Origin of the sequence: Winslowiella toletana, from assembly GCF_032164335.1 — a bacterium.
In the GTDB taxonomy this organism is placed as follows: Bacteria; Pseudomonadota; Gammaproteobacteria; order Enterobacterales; family Enterobacteriaceae; genus Erwinia; species Erwinia toletana_A.
In genome coordinates, this window is record NZ_CP134152.1 from 1,592,797 (window position 1) to 1,609,677 (window position 16,881).

16 protein-coding genes and 1 pseudogene are annotated in these 16,881 nt (G+C 52.0%); 9 read left to right on the forward strand and 8 right to left on the reverse strand.

Going from position 1 to position 16,881, the window contains the following annotated elements; genetic code table 11:
• Positions 1 to 27 precede the first annotated feature (27 nt).
• The gene (locus tag RIN69_RS07510; protein WP_313856557.1) at positions 28 to 621 is read right to left on the reverse strand and encodes a fimbrial protein; all 594 of its coding nucleotides are present in this window, start codon (positions 619 to 621) and stop codon (positions 28 to 30) included.
• 525 nt (positions 622 to 1,146) lie between these two features.
• On the opposite strand from RIN69_RS07510, the gene RIN69_RS07515 reads away from it, so the two are divergent.
• Together RIN69_RS07515 and RIN69_RS07520 are read left to right on the forward strand one after the other, a co-directional pair.
• Complete coding sequence (locus tag RIN69_RS07515; RefSeq protein ID WP_313856558.1) at positions 1,147 to 1,887, forward strand: winged helix-turn-helix domain-containing protein; 741 nt, start codon at positions 1,147 to 1,149, stop codon at positions 1,885 to 1,887.
• Between the two features lies 1 nt (position 1,888).
• Positions 1,889 to 2,350 (forward strand): hypothetical protein, encoded by a 462-nt coding sequence (locus tag RIN69_RS07520; protein WP_313856559.1) that lies wholly within the window; start codon positions 1,889 to 1,891, stop codon positions 2,348 to 2,350.
• Between the two features lie 299 nt (positions 2,351 to 2,649).
• Here the strand turns inward: RIN69_RS07520 and RIN69_RS07525 are convergent.
• Together RIN69_RS07525 and RIN69_RS07530 are read right to left on the reverse strand one after the other, a co-directional pair.
• Positions 2,650 to 3,784: pseudogene (locus RIN69_RS07525) on the reverse strand (transposase).
• 104 nt (positions 3,785 to 3,888) lie between these two features.
• Positions 3,889 to 4,719, reverse strand: a complete 831-nt coding sequence (locus tag RIN69_RS07530) for a pyridoxal phosphatase (protein WP_313856560.1) — start codon at positions 4,717 to 4,719, stop codon at positions 3,889 to 3,891.
• 157 nt (positions 4,720 to 4,876) lie between these two features.
• Here RIN69_RS07530 and pgl point away from each other — a divergent pair, with 157 nt between their 5' ends.
• Complete coding sequence (gene pgl / locus RIN69_RS07535) at positions 4,877 to 5,872, forward strand: 6-phosphogluconolactonase (RefSeq protein ID WP_313856561.1); 996 nt, start codon at positions 4,877 to 4,879, stop codon at positions 5,870 to 5,872.
• A 60-nt stretch (positions 5,873 to 5,932) separates the two neighbouring features.
• Here the strand turns inward: pgl and RIN69_RS07540 are convergent, their stop codons facing one another.
• From RIN69_RS07540 to bioA, 4 genes are all read right to left on the reverse strand, one after another.
• On the reverse strand, positions 5,933 to 6,409 hold the full coding sequence (locus RIN69_RS07540; protein WP_313856562.1) for a kinase inhibitor: 477 nt from the start codon (positions 6,407 to 6,409) through the stop codon (positions 5,933 to 5,935).
• Between the two features lie 19 nt (positions 6,410 to 6,428).
• On the reverse strand, positions 6,429 to 7,109 hold the full coding sequence (locus tag RIN69_RS07545) for a type 1 glutamine amidotransferase domain-containing protein (protein WP_313856563.1): 681 nt from the start codon (positions 7,107 to 7,109) through the stop codon (positions 6,429 to 6,431).
• A complete protein-coding gene (locus RIN69_RS07550) occupies positions 7,106 to 8,161 on the reverse strand; it encodes an NADP-dependent oxidoreductase (protein WP_313856564.1) in 1,056 nt (351 codons plus the stop codon). The genes RIN69_RS07545 and RIN69_RS07550 overlap by 4 nt, the downstream gene beginning before the upstream one ends.
• Positions 8,162 to 8,236: 75 nt before the next feature.
• Entirely contained in the window at positions 8,237 to 9,529 is a 1,293-nt protein-coding gene (gene bioA / locus RIN69_RS07555) for an adenosylmethionine--8-amino-7-oxononanoate transaminase (protein WP_313856565.1), read from the reverse strand.
• A gap of 90 nt (positions 9,530 to 9,619) precedes the next feature.
• Here bioA and bioB point away from each other — a divergent pair, with 90 nt between their 5' ends.
• From bioB to bioD, 4 genes are read left to right on the forward strand one after another with little or no spacing between them, the layout of a single operon-like run.
• On the forward strand, positions 9,620 to 10,651 hold the full coding sequence (gene bioB / locus RIN69_RS07560; protein WP_313856566.1) for a biotin synthase BioB: 1,032 nt from the start codon (positions 9,620 to 9,622) through the stop codon (positions 10,649 to 10,651).
• Complete coding sequence (gene bioF, locus RIN69_RS07565) at positions 10,651 to 11,805, forward strand: 8-amino-7-oxononanoate synthase (RefSeq protein ID WP_313856567.1); 1,155 nt, start codon at positions 10,651 to 10,653, stop codon at positions 11,803 to 11,805. The genes bioB and bioF overlap by 1 nt, the downstream gene beginning before the upstream one ends.
• The gene (bioC, locus tag RIN69_RS07570; protein ID WP_313857635.1) at positions 11,786 to 12,544 is read left to right on the forward strand and encodes a malonyl-ACP O-methyltransferase BioC; all 759 of its coding nucleotides are present in this window, start codon (positions 11,786 to 11,788) and stop codon (positions 12,542 to 12,544) included. The genes bioF and bioC overlap by 20 nt, the downstream gene beginning before the upstream one ends.
• On the forward strand, positions 12,537 to 13,211 hold the full coding sequence (gene bioD / locus RIN69_RS07575) for a dethiobiotin synthase (protein WP_313856568.1): 675 nt from the start codon (positions 12,537 to 12,539) through the stop codon (positions 13,209 to 13,211). The genes bioC and bioD overlap by 8 nt, the downstream gene beginning before the upstream one ends.
• Positions 13,212 to 13,244: 33 nt before the next feature.
• Here the strand turns inward: bioD and RIN69_RS07580 are convergent, their stop codons facing one another.
• On the reverse strand, positions 13,245 to 13,961 hold the full coding sequence (locus RIN69_RS07580; RefSeq protein ID WP_313856569.1) for an ABC transporter ATP-binding protein: 717 nt from the start codon (positions 13,959 to 13,961) through the stop codon (positions 13,245 to 13,247).
• Between the two features lie 249 nt (positions 13,962 to 14,210).
• Here RIN69_RS07580 and RIN69_RS07585 point away from each other — a divergent pair, with 249 nt between their 5' ends.
• Together RIN69_RS07585 and uvrB are read left to right on the forward strand one after the other, a co-directional pair.
• Positions 14,211 to 14,426, forward strand: a complete 216-nt coding sequence (locus RIN69_RS07585) for a hypothetical protein (RefSeq protein ID WP_313856570.1) — start codon at positions 14,211 to 14,213, stop codon at positions 14,424 to 14,426.
• Between the two features lie 390 nt (positions 14,427 to 14,816).
• Positions 14,817 to 16,841 carry an excinuclease ABC subunit UvrB gene (gene uvrB, locus RIN69_RS07590; RefSeq protein WP_313856571.1) on the forward strand — a complete coding sequence of 675 codons (2,025 nt, stop codon included), beginning with the start codon at positions 14,817 to 14,819 and terminating at the stop codon, positions 16,839 to 16,841.
• Positions 16,842 to 16,881 lie beyond the last annotated feature (40 nt).

A 16,881-nucleotide genomic window follows, 5' to 3' on the forward strand; every position in this document is an offset into this window, starting at 1 on the left:
AAAGAATGGGACAGGAGCGACACAGGGTTACTCGTAAGTAACCTGGAAGTTAACTGTGGAGTTTGCAGAGCCGGCTACGACGCCATCGGCAGTGGCAACATATGCTGCACTGAACGGGATTTCGTTCGCGCCAGCATAGATTTTTTGAGCGGCTGTAGCGGCGCTTCCATCAACGGTCACTGGTATATTGTTTTGCAGGATCTGAAGACCCACGTTTTTGGCAGCAGAGGTCGTATCACCGGCACCGCTTGCCGCAGAGGAGATAGCCAGAGTAGAGCTGTCGCCTGCGGTTGCCCCATTGAACGTGATTGAAGCGCTAGTGTAGCTGACAGCTTCGGTTTCATCCCCGGAATTATCAGGTGTTAAATCACAGCCCGTAAGCCTGATGGTAAATGGTACAGTCGAACTTGTATCACCTTTAGCAGAAAGGCGGTTTGCTGGGATCTGCCCCAAAACGACCGTCTGTCCATCGGACGTCGCATCAACCGCACACGGCGCAGCGATGACAGCCCCGGTAAAGTTAATTTTACCACCATCAACGGTTACAGAATCGGCAAATGCAGGAACAGTACCAAACATCATTACTGCAGGTATTAAAGAAGCTATAATATTTTTTTTCATTTATAAAAATCCTTATAAAATGCTAATTAAACTCAATTGCCGCTGCTAACCCACCTCGGATGTACGAAGTTCAATTATTAGGAGCAATCTATCTATTTACATTATCAAAAAAATCATACTAAACAGAATGTTCTGCTTGTACACATTTTCGATGTGGATATTACAACAAGAAAAGTTAATCTTAAGGAACTATATAATTCAAAAAAATAAAATTATAACAAAAAAACTTGAAATTATGACATTTTGAAGCATAATGTTCTGCATTGCTGGTTCCGGTAACGTGGGCGAAGCAGTCCAGGATTGCTTTAATGCACACCTAATTTAAATGTCGAAGCTTCCCAGAGGATTACTGAAACGCTGTTGGAATCAGATAATCTTAAAAATTGAAAATGTTACAACCCATCAAATTAAATAATTTTAACCTCGTTAAAGTCTATAAAAAAAGTTGCTACTATTTTTTATTTAATTTATAGTACTAGCAGTGAAAGGCGCTTGCATTTTTATTTTTTTTCTGGGGTCGAAAAAATGAACTACCTTATTAAAAATGAAATAATTTATAATTCATTTGATGGTTCCTTAAGACATATAAAAGATGAGCTGGAAAATTCTATAGTTATTTCAAAAATAGCGAATAGTATTTTACTCTTACTCATTAGCAGGCAGGGTGAGGTTATCTCCAGAGACATGTTTTTCTCTGAGGTGTGGGACAAAGAAGGTCTGATTTCTTCGACAAACACACTAAACCAATATATGAGTAAGTTAAGAAGAATATTTTCTGATTTCTTTCCAGATGAGACGATAATTACAACTATTCCCAGGATCGGATACCTTTTTACTAAGGATATCAGTGTAAGTGCTATTACCATTAAAGAGATGGAAGTTGAATCATCAGTCAGTATAAAAAAAAAGCTTTTTTGTTTGGCTTCATTAATTATTATTTCCACAATATGTGTTTTTTTTATCAGTGATAAAATTACTATGAAATCAGATAATTCAACACCGAGATTGGTTTATTATCATGAGTCATGTCCTGTTTATGAGGTTTCAGGACCTAAAAGTCTGGAAGTAAACGATTTAAAAGATGAGTTTATTCATAAAGCTATATTTGCAAGCAAATTAAGTTGTGAAGTTAATTCAATTTTTTACATATTTGCTAACAAACTAAAACACATAAATAAAGAATCAAGTGTTTTAGTGTCCAGGTGCATTGAAGGGAGTAGTCAAAAAAGCACTTGCGTAAATGTATATTTCACTATCTGGAAATAGTATGAAAAAGAAAATTTCTATTTTTTTACTAATCTTAGTGACCGCATTAATTATCTATCTGAACAGAAGCAGGAATATCGATCTGACCTGCTCGACTATCTTAGTACAGAAAAAAGATAATCTGAATGAAAAAGATCTCTTCAGTATAACGCTTACAATCATTTTATATAAAAATGGTCAGGGTTTAATTCACGCATACGGGGAGGCATATGATAATGAAAAAAGCTTCAAGGTAAACAGGAGTGTAGTATTAGATTATGTAAAGTTAGAAGAATCAACTTATGAAATGACGATGAAGTCAGTCATTAAGCCTTCTTTGGATAATGTTCCAGAAGAACTAAATGTTCAATATTTCAAAGGGTTAAGTTCGGGGTCTGTGCGGATCATTACCTTTTCAAAGTTGGATGATAACGTTATCGCATCAATAAGTTCTGGTGCGTATTTTATATGCGTAACACCTTGATGATATAGATTAATTTATTTTTATATAAGATAATTAGACTTGATATGCTTAAAGTAACTACCAAACTTTCCGGCTTACACCAGCCAAAGCTTCTGCGAATTCTCTAAAACCACAGCCCACATCCTCCTAAATCATATCGGCCTTAGAGCTATAGTTCTTGCAGGACCCATCACTGCCGTAGACATCAGTTCTGTGACGACCTAACCGTTGTAGTCGTGTTTACGAAAAAGCTAAGAGGCCGCTCAATTAAACGCATTCAGATTTTCCGAATCTATTCTTTCTGCACTTTGATACTTCTTTCAAGGCAGTGAGTGTTTAGTGGTCAACAAAACTGGCCACTGCTCTAAAGTTTTCCATAACAATCGTTCTGATTCATTCGTCGTCAAACTACCATTATATTGATGAGGTCTGAGCTGGCTGTAATTTCACGTGATGTAATTCGTTATCGCCGCATTGGCTTAAGTTAAGTTTGCATACACGTTATCCGGCACACACTTCGTTTTCAGGCTTTAATTTATCTAATGTCACCACGGTAACTGTCTAAAATTACTGGTTATATAGTAAATTTCTTGATCCGAGTGATACAACAAATTAGTCGGTTTTTCCCATGCTTTACAGGCCATCGGCAGCGCTTTCGCTGTCAGTGCTGAACCTGAGAAAAATGACATCGCTTAGCCGACCGGTTTACGGGCAAATAAATCGTTTACAGCAGCCAGATAAGCTCAGCGTTTTCCCGTCCAGATATAAGTCATATCAACGCATCAGGCCTGATTAGGCTCAAAAACAGCTAACTGACGATCCTGATAATTAGAGAACCCAATGTGTTCCTTAAACTCCTTCTTACAACGATGGCCGGGCTGCTGACAGCTGATAATATTGATCGCCTTCTTTAGCTTTGTTGCCCTCCAGCGGCTCAATTTTATAACTTTAGTTGTGACCATAGCGGCAATGCTGCGCGCTCCTGCTGAGTCGTTACTTTCGCGATAAACTTAACGTTCAAGGCTCAGTAATGCCACTTTCGTGAAATCAGACTTTTTGGCTGCCACCAGTATTTATAGCTGCCGAGATGGATCCCAGACACGTTGCACAGAATGGCAATCGGAAACCGCGCCCTGAATTTCTCAACTAATAAGAACTGTTCAGGGAGTATGAAATCAAGAGCGCGGTAGCTTTCTTTAAAATATCTCTCTATTTCAACGTGTTGATGTCTTTTCTAAAGCTCGCATATTTCAATCTGTACAGGTTTCATTGGCGAAGGAGTGAGCGACTTTCCACCACGTTCTTCTTTAAGTTGTCGAACCCCTTGTTCATAGTAGATTTGCCAACATTCATTGCCGTGGGAGCAGCGGCAATAGTGTAATGCTGATCGAGTACAAGCTGGGCATCTTCGAGGCGAAACTCGGAGCTAAAATTGCGTTTGTTAAGTCCCGTCATAGTTTTGACTGTGAAGCGATGATATCACCTCTATTCAGGTGGTCAAATTCAGTGTGCCGCTACAATTTATGACGTCTTAACCTAACTGACATTCAGACAATCTTTTATGCGGGTAGACTGGCAAAGCACTTTTTAACTACCTCTGAAATTCCAGATTCAGCATTAGTACCTATCACTAAATCAGCACATTCTTTCACTTCATCTACGGCATTACCCATAGCCACGGCAAGACCAGCATTTTTTAGCATACTAAGATCGTTATGGTTATCCCCAAAAGCAATAACCTGGTTCATTGATAATCCCTGCGATTCAACCCATTGTGCTAATCGTTTACCTTTGCTATTTCCCAATTGTGCAATATCAACCTGATCGTGCCATGACCATTCGCACGCCAGACCGAGCTGTTGTTCTACGCTGTCAGCGAACTGCTGTAATGCGCTGGTGTCTGGGTGGGAGAGGGCAAATTTCCAAATTGACTGTGCCGATTGCGCCGCTTCAGCCAGGCTGTCGACCTGCAGGAAGGTCGGACGCTGCGATTCCGGCAGTGACTGCGCCCAGTTAAGCGTGCGGGTGACGTGACCGGTGGCGTTCTGATACAGCATCGCGTTATCGACATACAGCAGACCATGAATCGACTGCTGCTCGAGCATTTCAATCACTCTTTGCGCCTGCGGTTTGGCCAGTGGGTCGGACGCCAGCACCTTTTTCGCCTGATAATCATACAAATAGGTGCCATTACAGCAGATTGCAGGTGTATCTAACGCCAGTGCCTGATAAAAAGGATGGATAGCCACGTGATGACGACCGGTGACGATCAGCACTTTTACGCCAGCCTGTTGCGCCTTCGCCAGTGCTTCCAGCGACTCAGGGAGTATGGTTTTATTGGGGGTCAGCAGGGTGCCGTCGAGATCAAGGGCAATTACGCGATAGCTCATAAGTCATTCCGGTGGTAATTATTAATAAGTCAATGATACTACACCTTGCTGCTGTTTCGACCAAACCAGCCGGTGACAAATCCAACTGACGGGCTGCCGTAAAACACGCTACGCTTTGCGGCAGGTCTCTCTTTCAGGCATTGAACAAGGAGCATTCATGAAACAAGTTGTCTACACCGCCAGCCCCGAAAGCCAGCAAATCCACGTCTGGCAGCTCAGCGAGCAGGGCGAGCTGACGTTACTGCAGGTGGTTGACGTCGCCGGACAGGTTCAGCCAATGGTAGTGAATCCGACCCAGGGTTATCTCTACGTCGGTGCCCGCCCAGATTTTCGTGTGATCGCCTTCCGTATTGCTGAAGACGGTACGCTGACAGAGGCCGGACAGGCTTCGCTGCCGGGCAGCCCGAGCCATATTTCCACCGATCGCAACGGTCGCTTCTTATTCAGCGCCTCGTATAATGATGCCTCTTTCAGCATCAGCCCGATTGGTACAGACGGCTTGCCACAGGAGCCGAGCCAGGTGATTGGCGGACTGGAAGGCTGCCACTCGGCCAATGCTGATATCAGCAATCAGACGGTGTTTGTCCCGGCGCTGAAACAGGACCGCATCTGCCTCTATTCGCTGAGCGCTGATGGCAAGCTGGAACCGCGTCAACAGGCGCAGGTGACTACCGTTGAGGGCGCAGGGCCGCGCCATATGGCGTTCCATCCGAATCAACAGTATGCCTATTGCGTGAACGAGCTCGACAGCACCGTAGACGTCTGGCAGCTGAACAATGCTAATGGCGAAGTGGAACGCGTACAGAGTCTGGATATGATGCCGCAGGGCTTTAGTGATACGCGCTGGGCGGCCGATATTCACCTGACGCCGGATGGCCGTTATCTCTACGCCTGTGACCGTACCGCCAGTGTGATAACTGCATTCCGCGTCAGTGAAGAGGGTGGCCTGCTCGAAGTGGTTGGCTATCAGCCAACTGAACAGCAGCCGCGCGGGTTTAATATCGACCACAGCGGCCAGTATCTGGTGGCGGCAGGACAGAAGTCGCACCATATCGAAGTGTATAAAATCGCTGCTGAGACCGGGCTGCTTAACCCGTTAGCACGTTACGCGGTAGGCCAGGGCCCGATGTGGGTGGTGATTCACCAGCTGTAATTATCCTGGATGCCAGTTTCTAAAGTGGGCGGCGAAATGTCGCCCACTTAATTTGCTGAATTAATTGAAAATTACAGTTAATGATGCGCTGCCCAGGGTATGGAAATGCACATTAAAACCGAGCACGGCACCACTGTCGTGTTCATCCACTTCCAGCTTTTCCACATCTAACGCATACACGGTAAAGATATAGCGATGCGATTCACCTTGTGGTGGCGCAGCACCGCCGTATCCGGCATGACCAGAATCGGTACGGGTCTGTACCGCCTCGGCAGGCAGTTCGGCAATGCCGGAACCCGCACCCTGCGGCAACACCGTAATATTGGCCGGAATATTCGCCACGCCCCAGTGCCACCAGCCGGAACCGGTTGGCGCATCAGGATCGTAACAGGTGACAACAAAACTTTTGGTGCCGGATGGCACCTCATCCCATGCCAGATGCGGAGAGATATTCTCTCCCTGATAGCCTTTGCCGTTAAACACATGGCGCAGCGGCATCTTCTCTCCGTGATTGAGATCCTGGCTGTAAATTCTCATCAACGCTCCTGTATATAATTTATTTCTGCAGTAACTTCAGTAACGCTTCAGCGGCGGCGGCGGAAGAGGCGGGATTCTGCCCGGTCACCAGCTGACCATCGGTCAGGCTAAGTACGCCCCAGTCATCGGTACGTTCAAACTGTGCGCCCAGCTGTTTCAGCTGATCTTCCACCAAAAAAGGCACCACGTCGGTCAGCCCGACCGCCTCTTCTTCACTGTTGGTAAACCCTGTCACGCGCTTGCCGGCCACCAGCGGCGTGCCGTCAGCATTCTTAACGTGACGCAGTACACCGGGCGCATGACAGACCGCGCCAATCGGTTTACCGCTGGCATACAGGTTTTCAATCAGCGCGATGCTGTATTTATCTTCGGCCAGGTCCCACAGGGGGCCGTGACCGCCGGGATAAAACACCGCGTCATATTTGCTGCTGTCGACAGTTTCCAGCTTCAGGGTATTAGCCAGCGCCTGCTGCGCGGCGGAGTCCTGACGGAAGCGGTCGGTATCGGCAGTTTGTGCCTCAGGCTGATCGCTGACCGGATCAAGCGGTGGCTGCCCGCCCAGCGGTGAAGCCAGCACCACATTGGCACCGGCATCTTTAAACACATAATAGGGTGCGGCAAATTCTTCCAGCCAGAAGCCAGTCGGCTTGCCGGTGTCGCCCAGTTTATTGTGGGAGGTTAATACCATCAGCACTTTCATTTTTGTTCTCCGGGTTGATCAGCGGCAACGCGTACCACCACTTTGCCAAAGTTTTTACCTTCCAGCATACCAATAAAGGTTTCCGGGGCGTTATCCAGCCCGTCAACCACATCTTCGCGGAACACAAAGCGATCTTCCGCCACCCACTGGCTCATCTGACGGAAAAATTCCTCAAAGCGATGGGCATAATCCTGGGTGATGATAAAGCCCTGCACGCGCAGGCGTTTACGCAAAATGGCGCCCTGGAACTGCGTCAGGCGGTCCGGGCCGGCTGACGGACCAGTCGCATTATAGCTGGCGATCAGCCCGCACATCGGGATACGCCCTTTGCTGTTCATCAGCGGCAGTACCGCATCAAATACTTTGCCGCCAACGTTTTCAAAGTAGACGTCGATGCCGTCGGCAGCGTAGCGTTTCAGTTTTTCGGCCAGATCGTCCTGATGGTGATCCAGGCACTTATCGAAGCCCAGCACGTCCTCGGCGTAGCGGCATTTTTCCGCACCGCCAGCGATACCAATCACATGGCAGCCTTTCAGTTTGGCGATCTGTCCGACAATCGAACCCACTGCACCGGTTGCGGCAGCCACCACCACGGTTTCGCCCGCCTGCGGCTGACCAATATCCAGCAGCCCCATATAGGCGGTAAAGCCGGTCATACCGAGCATACCCAACGCCCAGGAAGGGTGCTTGAGTACCGGGCCGCTCAGTTTAAACAGGTCGTTGCCGTTTGACAGGGCAAAGTCCTGCCAGCCGCTCTGGCTGACCACCCAGTCACCCGGCGTATAGTCATCATGGTTAGATTGTTCAACAATCGCGACGGTGCCGGCACCCATCACCTCATCAATCGCCACCGGTGGCACATAGGACGGGGCATCGCTCATGCGTCCGCGCATATATGGGTCGAGCGACAGCCAGACGGTGCGCAGCAGTACCTGCCCCTCTGCCGGGACAGGGACATGCTGATGCTCAATGCGGAAATTGGCTTCAGTCGGGGCACCGTGAGGGCGCGACGCCAGTACTACACGGCGATTGGTGTCTGTTAGTTGCGACATAATCGGCTCCTTTGCGTTTTAGTCAGTGACTAAAAGCGTAGCGCATCACTACTCGCCGTGCCCGCTGGCAGGTGTTCAGTGCCCCTGAAACAGCACAGGCTGTTCAACCGCGGCGATAATTGCATCGGTCAGCTGCTTAAGCGCTGATGCTTCAATCACATACGGTGGCATCAGGTAGATTAAGCGACCAAATGGCCTGATCCAGACGCCTTGTTCAACAAAGAACTGCTGGATTTCCGCCATCTTCACCGGCTGGTGCGTTTCAATCACGCCGATGGCACCGAGTACGCGCGCATCGGCCACCCGCGGATGATCGCGCAGCGGTAACAGCGCGCTGCGCAGCTGCTGTTCGATGCTGGCAACCTGATCCTGCCAGTGGTTTTCCGCCAGTATCGCCAGGCTTTCGCTGGCTACCGCACAGGCCAGCGGATTGCCCATAAAGGTCGGGCCGTGCATAAAGCAGCCTGCTGCACCGTTACTGATGGTCTCTGCCACCTGACGAGTGGTCAGCGTGGCAGAGAGCGTCATGGTGCCGCCGGTCAGAGCTTTACCAACGCAGAGAATATCCGGCGTGATATCGGCATGTTCACAGGCGAACAGTTTGCCCGTGCGGCCAAAGCCGGTGGCGATTTCATCGGCGATCAGCAGTACCTGATGCTGGTCACACAGCTCACGCACCCGCTGCAAATAGCGCGGATGATAAAAACGCATGCCGCCCGCGCCCTGCACAATCGGCTCCAGAATCACCGCCGCCAGCGACGATTTATGGTTGCCGATCAGTTGTTCAAACGAATCGACATCGCGCTCCAGCCAGCGGTCGTCAAAGCGACACTGTGGCGCATCGGCAAAGCGATGGCTCGGCAGGTAACCCTGATACAGGCTGTGCATCGAGTTTTGCGGATCGCAGACCGACATCGCGGCAAAAGTATCGCCGTGATAACCGTTACGAAGGGTGAGAAATTGCTGACGCTTTTCGCCGCGCGCCTGCCAGTATTGCAGCGCCATTTTCATCGATACTTCGACCGCTACCGAGCCGGAATCGGCGAGAAATATACACTCCAGTGCCGCTGGCGTCATCGCCACCAGCTTACGGCACAGCGCGACCGCTGACGGATGCGTAATGCCGCCAAACATCACGTGCGACATCTGGCCGATCTGCTGCTGCATTGCCTGATTGAGGCGCGGATGGTTATAACCGTGGATCGCCGCCCACCAGGATGACATGCCATCGACCAGCAGGCGTCCGTCGCTCAGTTGCAGTGAGGTTCCCTCAGCCGCAACGACCGGATAGCAGGGCAGGGGATCGGTCATCGAGGTATAGGGGTGCCAGATATGATTGCGGTCAAAAGCGAGGTCGGATGGGGTCATAGCGAGACTTGTAAACCAAAATAAAAAGATTTAGTTTACAAGTATAACTCAGCAGTGAATATTTACGACCCCCTTTTTTTGGAGCAAGCAATGGCAAACCGTTGGACAATCGCACAGGCGCAGGCCCTGTTTAACAAGCCTTTTCTCGAACTGATGTTCGAAGCGCAGCAGGTGCATCGCCAGCATTTTGATCCGCGACAGGTGCAGGTCAGTACCCTGCTTTCAATCAAAACCGGAGCCTGCCCGGAAGATTGTAAATACTGTCCGCAGAGTGCGCGTTATAAAACCGGTCTGGAATCCGAACGCCTGATGGAAGTCGAAGAGGTGCTGGCGTCAGCACGCAAGGCGAAAGCCGCCGGCTCCAGCCGTTTTTGTATGGGCGCAGCCTGGAAAAATCCGCACGATCGCGATTTACCCTACCTTGAGCAGATGGTGAAAGGGGTCAAGGCGATGGGCATGGAAACCTGCATGACGCTCGGCACGCTGAACGACAGCCAGGCGCACCGCCTCGCTGACGCCGGTCTCGATTTTTACAATCACAACCTCGATACCTCGCCAGAATTTTACGGCAGCGTGATCACCACCCGCAGCTATCAGGAGCGTCTGGATACGCTGGGTAAAGTGCGCGATGCCGGGATTAAAGTCTGTTCCGGCGGCATTGTCGGGCTGGGCGAAACGGTGAAAGATCGCGCGGGTCTGCTGGTACAGCTGGCGAATTTGCCGGTGCCGCCAGAAAGCGTGCCCATCAATATGCTGGTGAAAGTGAAAGGCACGCCGATGGCTGATAACGAAGACGTCGAGCCGTTTGATTTTATCCGCACCATTGCCGTGGCGCGCATTATGATGCCGGCTTCCCATGTACGCCTGTCAGCCGGTCGCGAGCAGATGAGCGAGCAGACGCAGGCAATGTGTTTTATGGCCGGAGCCAACTCGATTTTCTACGGTTGCAAATTGCTGACTACGCCAAACCCTGAGGAAGATAAAGACCTGCTGTTGTTCCGCAAGCTGGGGCTGAATCCTGAGCACACCACCACTGACGCAGGGGATAACGAGCAGCAGCATGTGTTGACCGAGCAGCTGTTTAATGCCGATAGCGATAAGTTTTACAACGCGGCGGTCTGATGAGCTGGCAACACCGCATACAGCAGGCGCTGACGCAGCGCCGGGAAACCGGCCGACTGCGTCAGCGCATCCTTAATCAACAAGGCGATGCGCGCTGGATTGAGGTCAATAACCAGCGTTATCGCAACTTTTCCGGTAACGATTATCTTGGACTGAGCCACGATTTACGGGTGATACGTGCCTGGCAGCAGGGGGCTGAACGCTACGGCGTTGGCTCTGGCGGCTCGGGGCACGTCACCGGTTATACCGCTGCCCATGCCGAGTTCGAAGCGCAGCTGGCCGACTGGCTCGGCTATTCCCGCGCCTTGCTGTTTATTTCCGGTTTTGCGGCAAATCAGGCGCTGATTGCGGCGTTAATGGCGAAAGGTGACCGTATCTTCGCCGATAAATTAGCGCACGCTTCATTGCTGGAAGCCGCGAGCCTTAGTCCGGCAACCCTGCGTCGTTTCAGCCACAATCAGCCCGCCAGCCTGCAAAAATTGCTGGCCGGTGACAGCGCAGCGGAAACGCTGGTGGTGACCGAAGGGGTATTCAGCATGGACGGCGATGCCGCTCCGCTGGCGCAGCTGCATCAACTGGCACGGCAGGCCAGCAGCTGGCTGATGGTGGATGACGCGCACGGGATTGGGGTGCTGGGCGAGCAGGGGCGTGGCAGCTGCTGGCAGCAACAGATCAAACCGGAATTGCTGGTGGTCACCTTTGGCAAAGCTTTTGGCGTCAGCGGGGCCGCGGTGCTCTGCGATAACGATACCGCCGACTATTTGTTGCAGTTTGCCCGTCATCTGATTTACAGCACCTCAATGCCGCCTGCGCAGGCCTGTGCGTTACAGGCAGCACTCAGGGCGGTTCAGCAGGGCGACGAACTGCGGCAGCAGCTGGATGAAAATATCGCCCGTTTTCGTCGTGGCGCAGGCGAACTGCCCTATACCCTCGGCGATTCACAAACGGCGATCCAGCCGCTGATCGTCGGGGAAAACCAGGCCGCCGTGGCGTTAGCTGAGCGGTTACGCGCGCGCGGCTGCTGGGTGACAGCGATCCGCCCGCCTACCGTGCCGCCGGGCACCGCAAGACTGCGGATTACGCTGAATGCCAGCCAGCAGCCAGATGATATCGATGCACTACTGGAGAGGCTGTATGACGCTCAGGGTGAATAAACAGGCAGTGGCGCAGGCATTTGGCCGCGCCGCGCACAGTTATAACCAGCATGCTGAGCTGCAACGACGTTGCGGTGAGCAGCTGATGTCGCTGATCGATATCTCCCCGTATCACCGCATACTGGATGCAGGCTGTGGCACCGGCTGGTTCAGCCAGCGCTGGCGCGAGCGCGGTTGCGAAGTGACAGCGCTCGATCTTTCTGCGGCGATGCTGGCACAGGCGCAAAATTGTCAGGTCGCGCACCACTATCTGCATGGCGATATCGATGCGATACCGTTGCCCGATCGGGCGGTCGATCTCTGCTGGAGTAATCTGGCAGTACAGTGGTGCGATGATTTAGCCCATGCGCTTAACCAGCTGTGCCGGGTGACGCGCGTCGGCGGCAAGGTGCTGTTTTCCACGCTGGCAGCCGACTCGCTCAGCGAAGTGCGTGATGCGTGGTTACAGGTTGACGGTGCGGTACATGTCAATCCTTTTCTTCCCGTTGAACAGATCGCCGCTGCCGCTGCCGGAAGGTCAATGCAGCTGAGCCAGCAGACGCTGACGCTGGCTTTCCCGGACGTGCTGTCGGCGATGCGTTCGCTAAAGGGGATTGGCGCAACCCATGTGCATCAGGGCCGCAGTGCCGGACTGATGACCCGCCAGCGTCTGCAGCAGCTGGAGAATGTCTGGCAACGCGACGCGCGCGGTTTTCTGCTCAGTTACCATTTAGTGTTTGGAGTGATTCATTGTGAGTAAACGCTGGTTCGTCACCGGAACCGATACCGAAGTGGGAAAAACCGTCGCCAGCAGCGCCTTGTTGCAGGCGGCGGTGCGGGCAGGCTATTGTGCTGTCGGCTACAAGCCCGTGGCATCGGGCTGTGAATCAACGCCCGCTGGGTTGCGCAACAGCGACGCGCTGGCGCTGCAAAAATACAGTGCGCTGGCATTGGATTATCATGAGGTGAATCCGCTGGCCTTTCTTGAGCCGACTTCGCCGCATATCGTCAGCGCCGAGCAGGGCAGAGCGATTACGTTCAGCCAGATGTCGGCCGGGCTGGCGCAGCTCAGTGCTAAAGCGGACTGGGTGCTGACCGAAGGGGCAGGCGGCTGGTTTACGCCGCTTTCTGAGCAGACGACGTTTGCCGACTGGGTCAGGCTGGAACAGCTGCCGGTAATCCTGGTGGTCGGAGTTAAGCTGGGCTGTATTAATCATGCCATGCTGACCGCGCAGGCGATTGCCGCCGCCGGATTGCCGTTCGCTGGCTGGATTGCTAACGATATTGCGCCGCCAGGTAAGCGGCATCAGGAATATCTCGCCACGCTGCGCCAGCGGCTGCCGGCGCCGTTTTTAGGCGAAATCCCGTGGCTGACCAGCCCTGAAGCATTCGACCACGCAGGCGACTTCCTGCGGCTGCCAGATTAACCGGCGCGGGACGATTGATGTCGTCCCGCTCTGTTACGACGCCGTCAGCCACATATTGACCATACTGTCATCCAGCTGGGCAACCTTACCTTGCGCCACATTACGTCCACGATGCAGCAGCAGAAAGTAGTGCGCCACGCGGCGAATCACCGACAGGCGCTGCTCCAGCAGCAGAATCGTCAGGCCAAAATCATGATTAAGACGATAAATCAGGTTGCCCATCTCCTCCTCCAGCCACGGTGACATCCCCTCGGTCGGCTCATCAAGAATCAGTAATTTCGGCTGTAACACCAGCGCGCGTGCCAGCGCCAGCTGCTGCTGTTGCTCGACAGGCAGCTCGCCGCTGCGTTGATGGCGCAATGCGTAAAGATGTGGAAACAGGTCATACACCATGGCGGGAATGGCGCAGTGGCGGTCGTTCTGTCCGGCCAGTAGCGCAATCAGTAAATTTTCTTCAATGGTTAACTGCGAGAAAATATGGCGCCCCTGCGGCACATAGCCGATGCCCATCCGCGCCCGGGTCTCCATCGGTTGCAGCAGCAGATTTTTCGGCGGCGCGCCATTTTCCTGCCACGTCATGCTGCCGCTGTTGACCGGCAAGTTGCCCATAATGCAGTTGACCAGCGTGGTTTTTCCCATGCCCGGACGCCCGATAATTCCGGTACAAGTACCGGGCGGCAGATCGAGATCAACATCCCACAAAATATGGTTCTGACCATAAAATTGATTAACCGCACGTAAACTTAGCATCGGGCACACTCCTTCGGGATTATCTTGCGCTGGCAACGGGCTTTGCTGGCCCGGTGTTTATAAGCGCGAGGTAGTAAAGACGTGCTGCAATTAACAGGCCAGCTCGTATCAGAAAAAGTTAACTTTTACCTTTGGCGAGTAATTAAGCCTTTCAATTAGTCAGTGGAGTTAAATAATCACATAAGGTTAACAGTGGCCTGCACTGTTACGGTGCTTATGACTGGGCTGAGTGGTGCAAAGGGAGCGGAATTGGGCAATATCGACGAGAAGCGCATCCCAAAAACAATGTCCGAAAACAGTGGCATGGCGCGGCAAGTTATGCATTGCATAGGCCGTTTAGCGATAAGAAAAGATGAAAAAAAGCGAAAAAAAAATATTTCAGCGCGCAGAACGGGTGCAGCACAGATTTATACACACCTGATGTTTCGGGCGCTGAAATCAGTTATCCACTATTCCTGTGGATAACCTTGTGCATTAGATACTGAAAACATGTGATAAGCGAGAGCGGACGCGGCTTCGGCTTTAACTGATGCTTATCTCGACTCAGGAATCAATTGAAATGAAATCAACAAGTTGATGAAAATCAAGCCTGCGGCATTTCCGACATTTCCTCTGTGACGCTTTCGCGACAGTGCGCTTGACAAATGTTAAAGGTTCAAAACTTCTGGGGATAACCTTATCGACCTGTCCTCAGGCATTTGTCCAGTAAAGTCGGAGAAAAGTCAGTGATTACTCTGAGACCACACATTGTGCGAAATAACTGTTATTATATCCAGTATAATTTTCTGGAAAATTTGCCAAGGGGGAGTAGAATTACACTCCGGTTCGCGCTTTTCTTCTTCAGGTAGCCCATCAATGAGCAAAGTTTTTAAACTTAATTCCGCATTTAAACCTTCTGGCGACCAGCCCGAGGCAATTCGACGCCTTGAGGAAGGGCTGGAAGATGGTCTTGCCCATCAGACGCTGCTGGGGGTGACCGGCTCAGGAAAAACCTTTACCGTCGCGAATGTGATTGCCGATCTTAATCGCCCGACGATGGTGCTGGCGCCAAACAAAACGCTGGCTGCGCAGCTGTACGGCGAGATGAAAGAGTTTTTCCCCGATAATGCGGTGGAGTATTTCGTCTCATATTACGACTACTATCAGCCCGAAGCCTATGTGCCAAGCTCAGATACCTTTATCGAGAAAGACGCCTCGGTGAACGAACATATTGAGCAAATGCGGCTCTCGGCCACCAAAGCGCTGCTGGAACGCCGCGATGTGATTGTGGTGGCTTCGGTATCGGCGATTTATGGTCTGGGCGATCCCGATCTTTATCTGAAAATGATGCTGCATCTGACGCGCGGCATGATAATCGATCAACGCTCGATTCTGCGCCGTCTGACCGAATTGCAGTACACGCGCAATGACCAGGCGTTTCAGCGCGGGACATTCCGCGTGCGCGGCGAGGTTATCGATATCTTTCCGGCGGAATCCGATGAAATTGCGCTACGCGTTGAGCTGTTCGATGAAGAAGTCGAGCGGCTGTCGTTGCTGGACCCACTGACCGGCCAGGTGCTGGAGGTGCTGCAACGCTATACCATCTACCCGAAAACCCACTACGTTACGCCACGTGAGCGTATTTTACAGGCGATGGAAGAGATCAAAGTTGAGCTGGCGGATCGTCGTCAGGTGCTGCTGGCCAACAATAAGCTGCTGGAAGAGCAGCGCCTGTCGCAGCGTACACAGTTCGATCTCGAGATGATGAACGAGCTGGGTTACTGCTCCGGGATCGAAAACTATTCGCGCTACCTTTCAGGTCGTGGACCGGGCGAAGCGCCGCCGACGCTGTTTGACTATCTGCCAGCTGATGGCCTGCTGGTGGTGGATGAGTCGCACGTTACGATTCCGCAAATTGGTGGCATGTATCGCGGCGACCGTGCGCGTAAAGAGACGCTGGTGGAGTATGGCTTCCGTCTGCCGTCGGCGCTGGATAACCGCCCGATGAAATTCGAAGAGTTTGAAGCGCTGGCACCACAGACCATTTATGTCTCCGCGACGCCGGGTAACTACGAGCTGGAGAAATCGGGTGAAGAGATTATCGATCAGGTGGTGCGCCCGACCGGTCTGCTCGATCCGATTATCGAAGTGCGTCCGGTCGGGACTCAGGTCGATGACCTGTTGTCTGAGATCCGTAAGCGGGCGGCGATTAACGAAAGGGTGCTGGTGACCACGCTGACCAAGCGCATGGCGGAAGATCTGACCGAGTACCTTGAGGAGCATGGCGAAAAGGTGCGCTATCTGCACTCGGATATCGATACTGTCGAAAGGGTGGAGATTATCCGCGATCTGCGCCTCGGCGAGTTCGATGTGCTGGTGGGGATCAACCTGCTGCGTGAGGGGCTTGATATGCCAGAGGTGTCGCTGGTAGCGATACTGGATGCCGACAAAGAGGGCTTCCTGCGCTCCGAACGTTCGTTGATTCAGACCATTGGTCGCGCCGCGCGTAATATCAACGGCAAGGCGATTCTGTATGGCGATCGCATTACCAACTCGATGGCGAAGGCCATCGGCGAGACCGAGCGCCGCCGTGAGAAGCAGGAGCAGTACAACAAAGAGAATGGCATTGTGCCGCAGGGCCTGAACAAGAAAATCGCTGATATCTTGCAGATTGGACAGGGCACCGGCAAAAACAAAAACAAAGGGCGTGGCAAATCAACCCGCGTGGCGGCCGAGACCGAGGGCAGCTACCTGGCGCTGACGCCGCAGGCGTTGCAGAAGAAAATTCATGAGCTGGAATCACTGATGCAGCAACATGCGCAGAATCTGGAGTTTGAAGAGGCTGCGGCGGTGCGCGATCAGTTGCATGAGGCGCGTGAACTGTTTATTGCGGCTTCCTGATTGGGTGCGGCTATCCGGCGGGCTGTGAAATCTGGCCCGC

Coding starts and splice junctions, on each gene's coding strand:
- RIN69_RS07540 (WP_313856562.1), bottom strand. CDS start 6,409: ATGAGAATTTACAGCCAGGATCTCAATCACGGAGAGAAGATGCCGCTG.
- RIN69_RS07530 (WP_313856560.1), bottom strand. CDS start 4,719: ATGAGCTATCGCGTAATTGCCCTTGATCTCGACGGCACCCTGCTGACC.
- RIN69_RS07545 (WP_313856563.1), bottom strand. CDS start 7,109: ATGAAAGTGCTGATGGTATTAACCTCCCACAATAAACTGGGCGACACC.
- RIN69_RS07515 (WP_313856558.1), top strand. CDS start 1,147: ATGAACTACCTTATTAAAAATGAAATAATTTATAATTCATTTGATGGT.
- RIN69_RS07580 (WP_313856569.1), bottom strand. CDS start 13,961: ATGCTAAGTTTACGTGCGGTTAATCAATTTTATGGTCAGAACCATATT.
- RIN69_RS07520 (WP_313856559.1), top strand. CDS start 1,889: ATGAAAAAGAAAATTTCTATTTTTTTACTAATCTTAGTGACCGCATTA.
- bioA (WP_313856565.1), bottom strand. CDS start 9,529: ATGACCCCATCCGACCTCGCTTTTGACCGCAATCATATCTGGCACCCC.
- RIN69_RS07550 (WP_313856564.1), bottom strand. CDS start 8,161: ATGTCGCAACTAACAGACACCAATCGCCGTGTAGTACTGGCGTCGCGC.
- bioB (WP_313856566.1), top strand. CDS start 9,620: ATGGCAAACCGTTGGACAATCGCACAGGCGCAGGCCCTGTTTAACAAG.
- pgl (WP_313856561.1), top strand. CDS start 4,877: ATGAAACAAGTTGTCTACACCGCCAGCCCCGAAAGCCAGCAAATCCAC.
- bioC (WP_313857635.1), top strand. CDS start 11,786: ATGACGCTCAGGGTGAATAAACAGGCAGTGGCGCAGGCATTTGGCCGC.
- bioF (WP_313856567.1), top strand. CDS start 10,651: ATGAGCTGGCAACACCGCATACAGCAGGCGCTGACGCAGCGCCGGGAA.
- uvrB (WP_313856571.1), top strand. CDS start 14,817: ATGAGCAAAGTTTTTAAACTTAATTCCGCATTTAAACCTTCTGGCGAC.
- RIN69_RS07510 (WP_313856557.1), bottom strand. CDS start 621: ATGAAAAAAAATATTATAGCTTCTTTAATACCTGCAGTAATGATGTTT.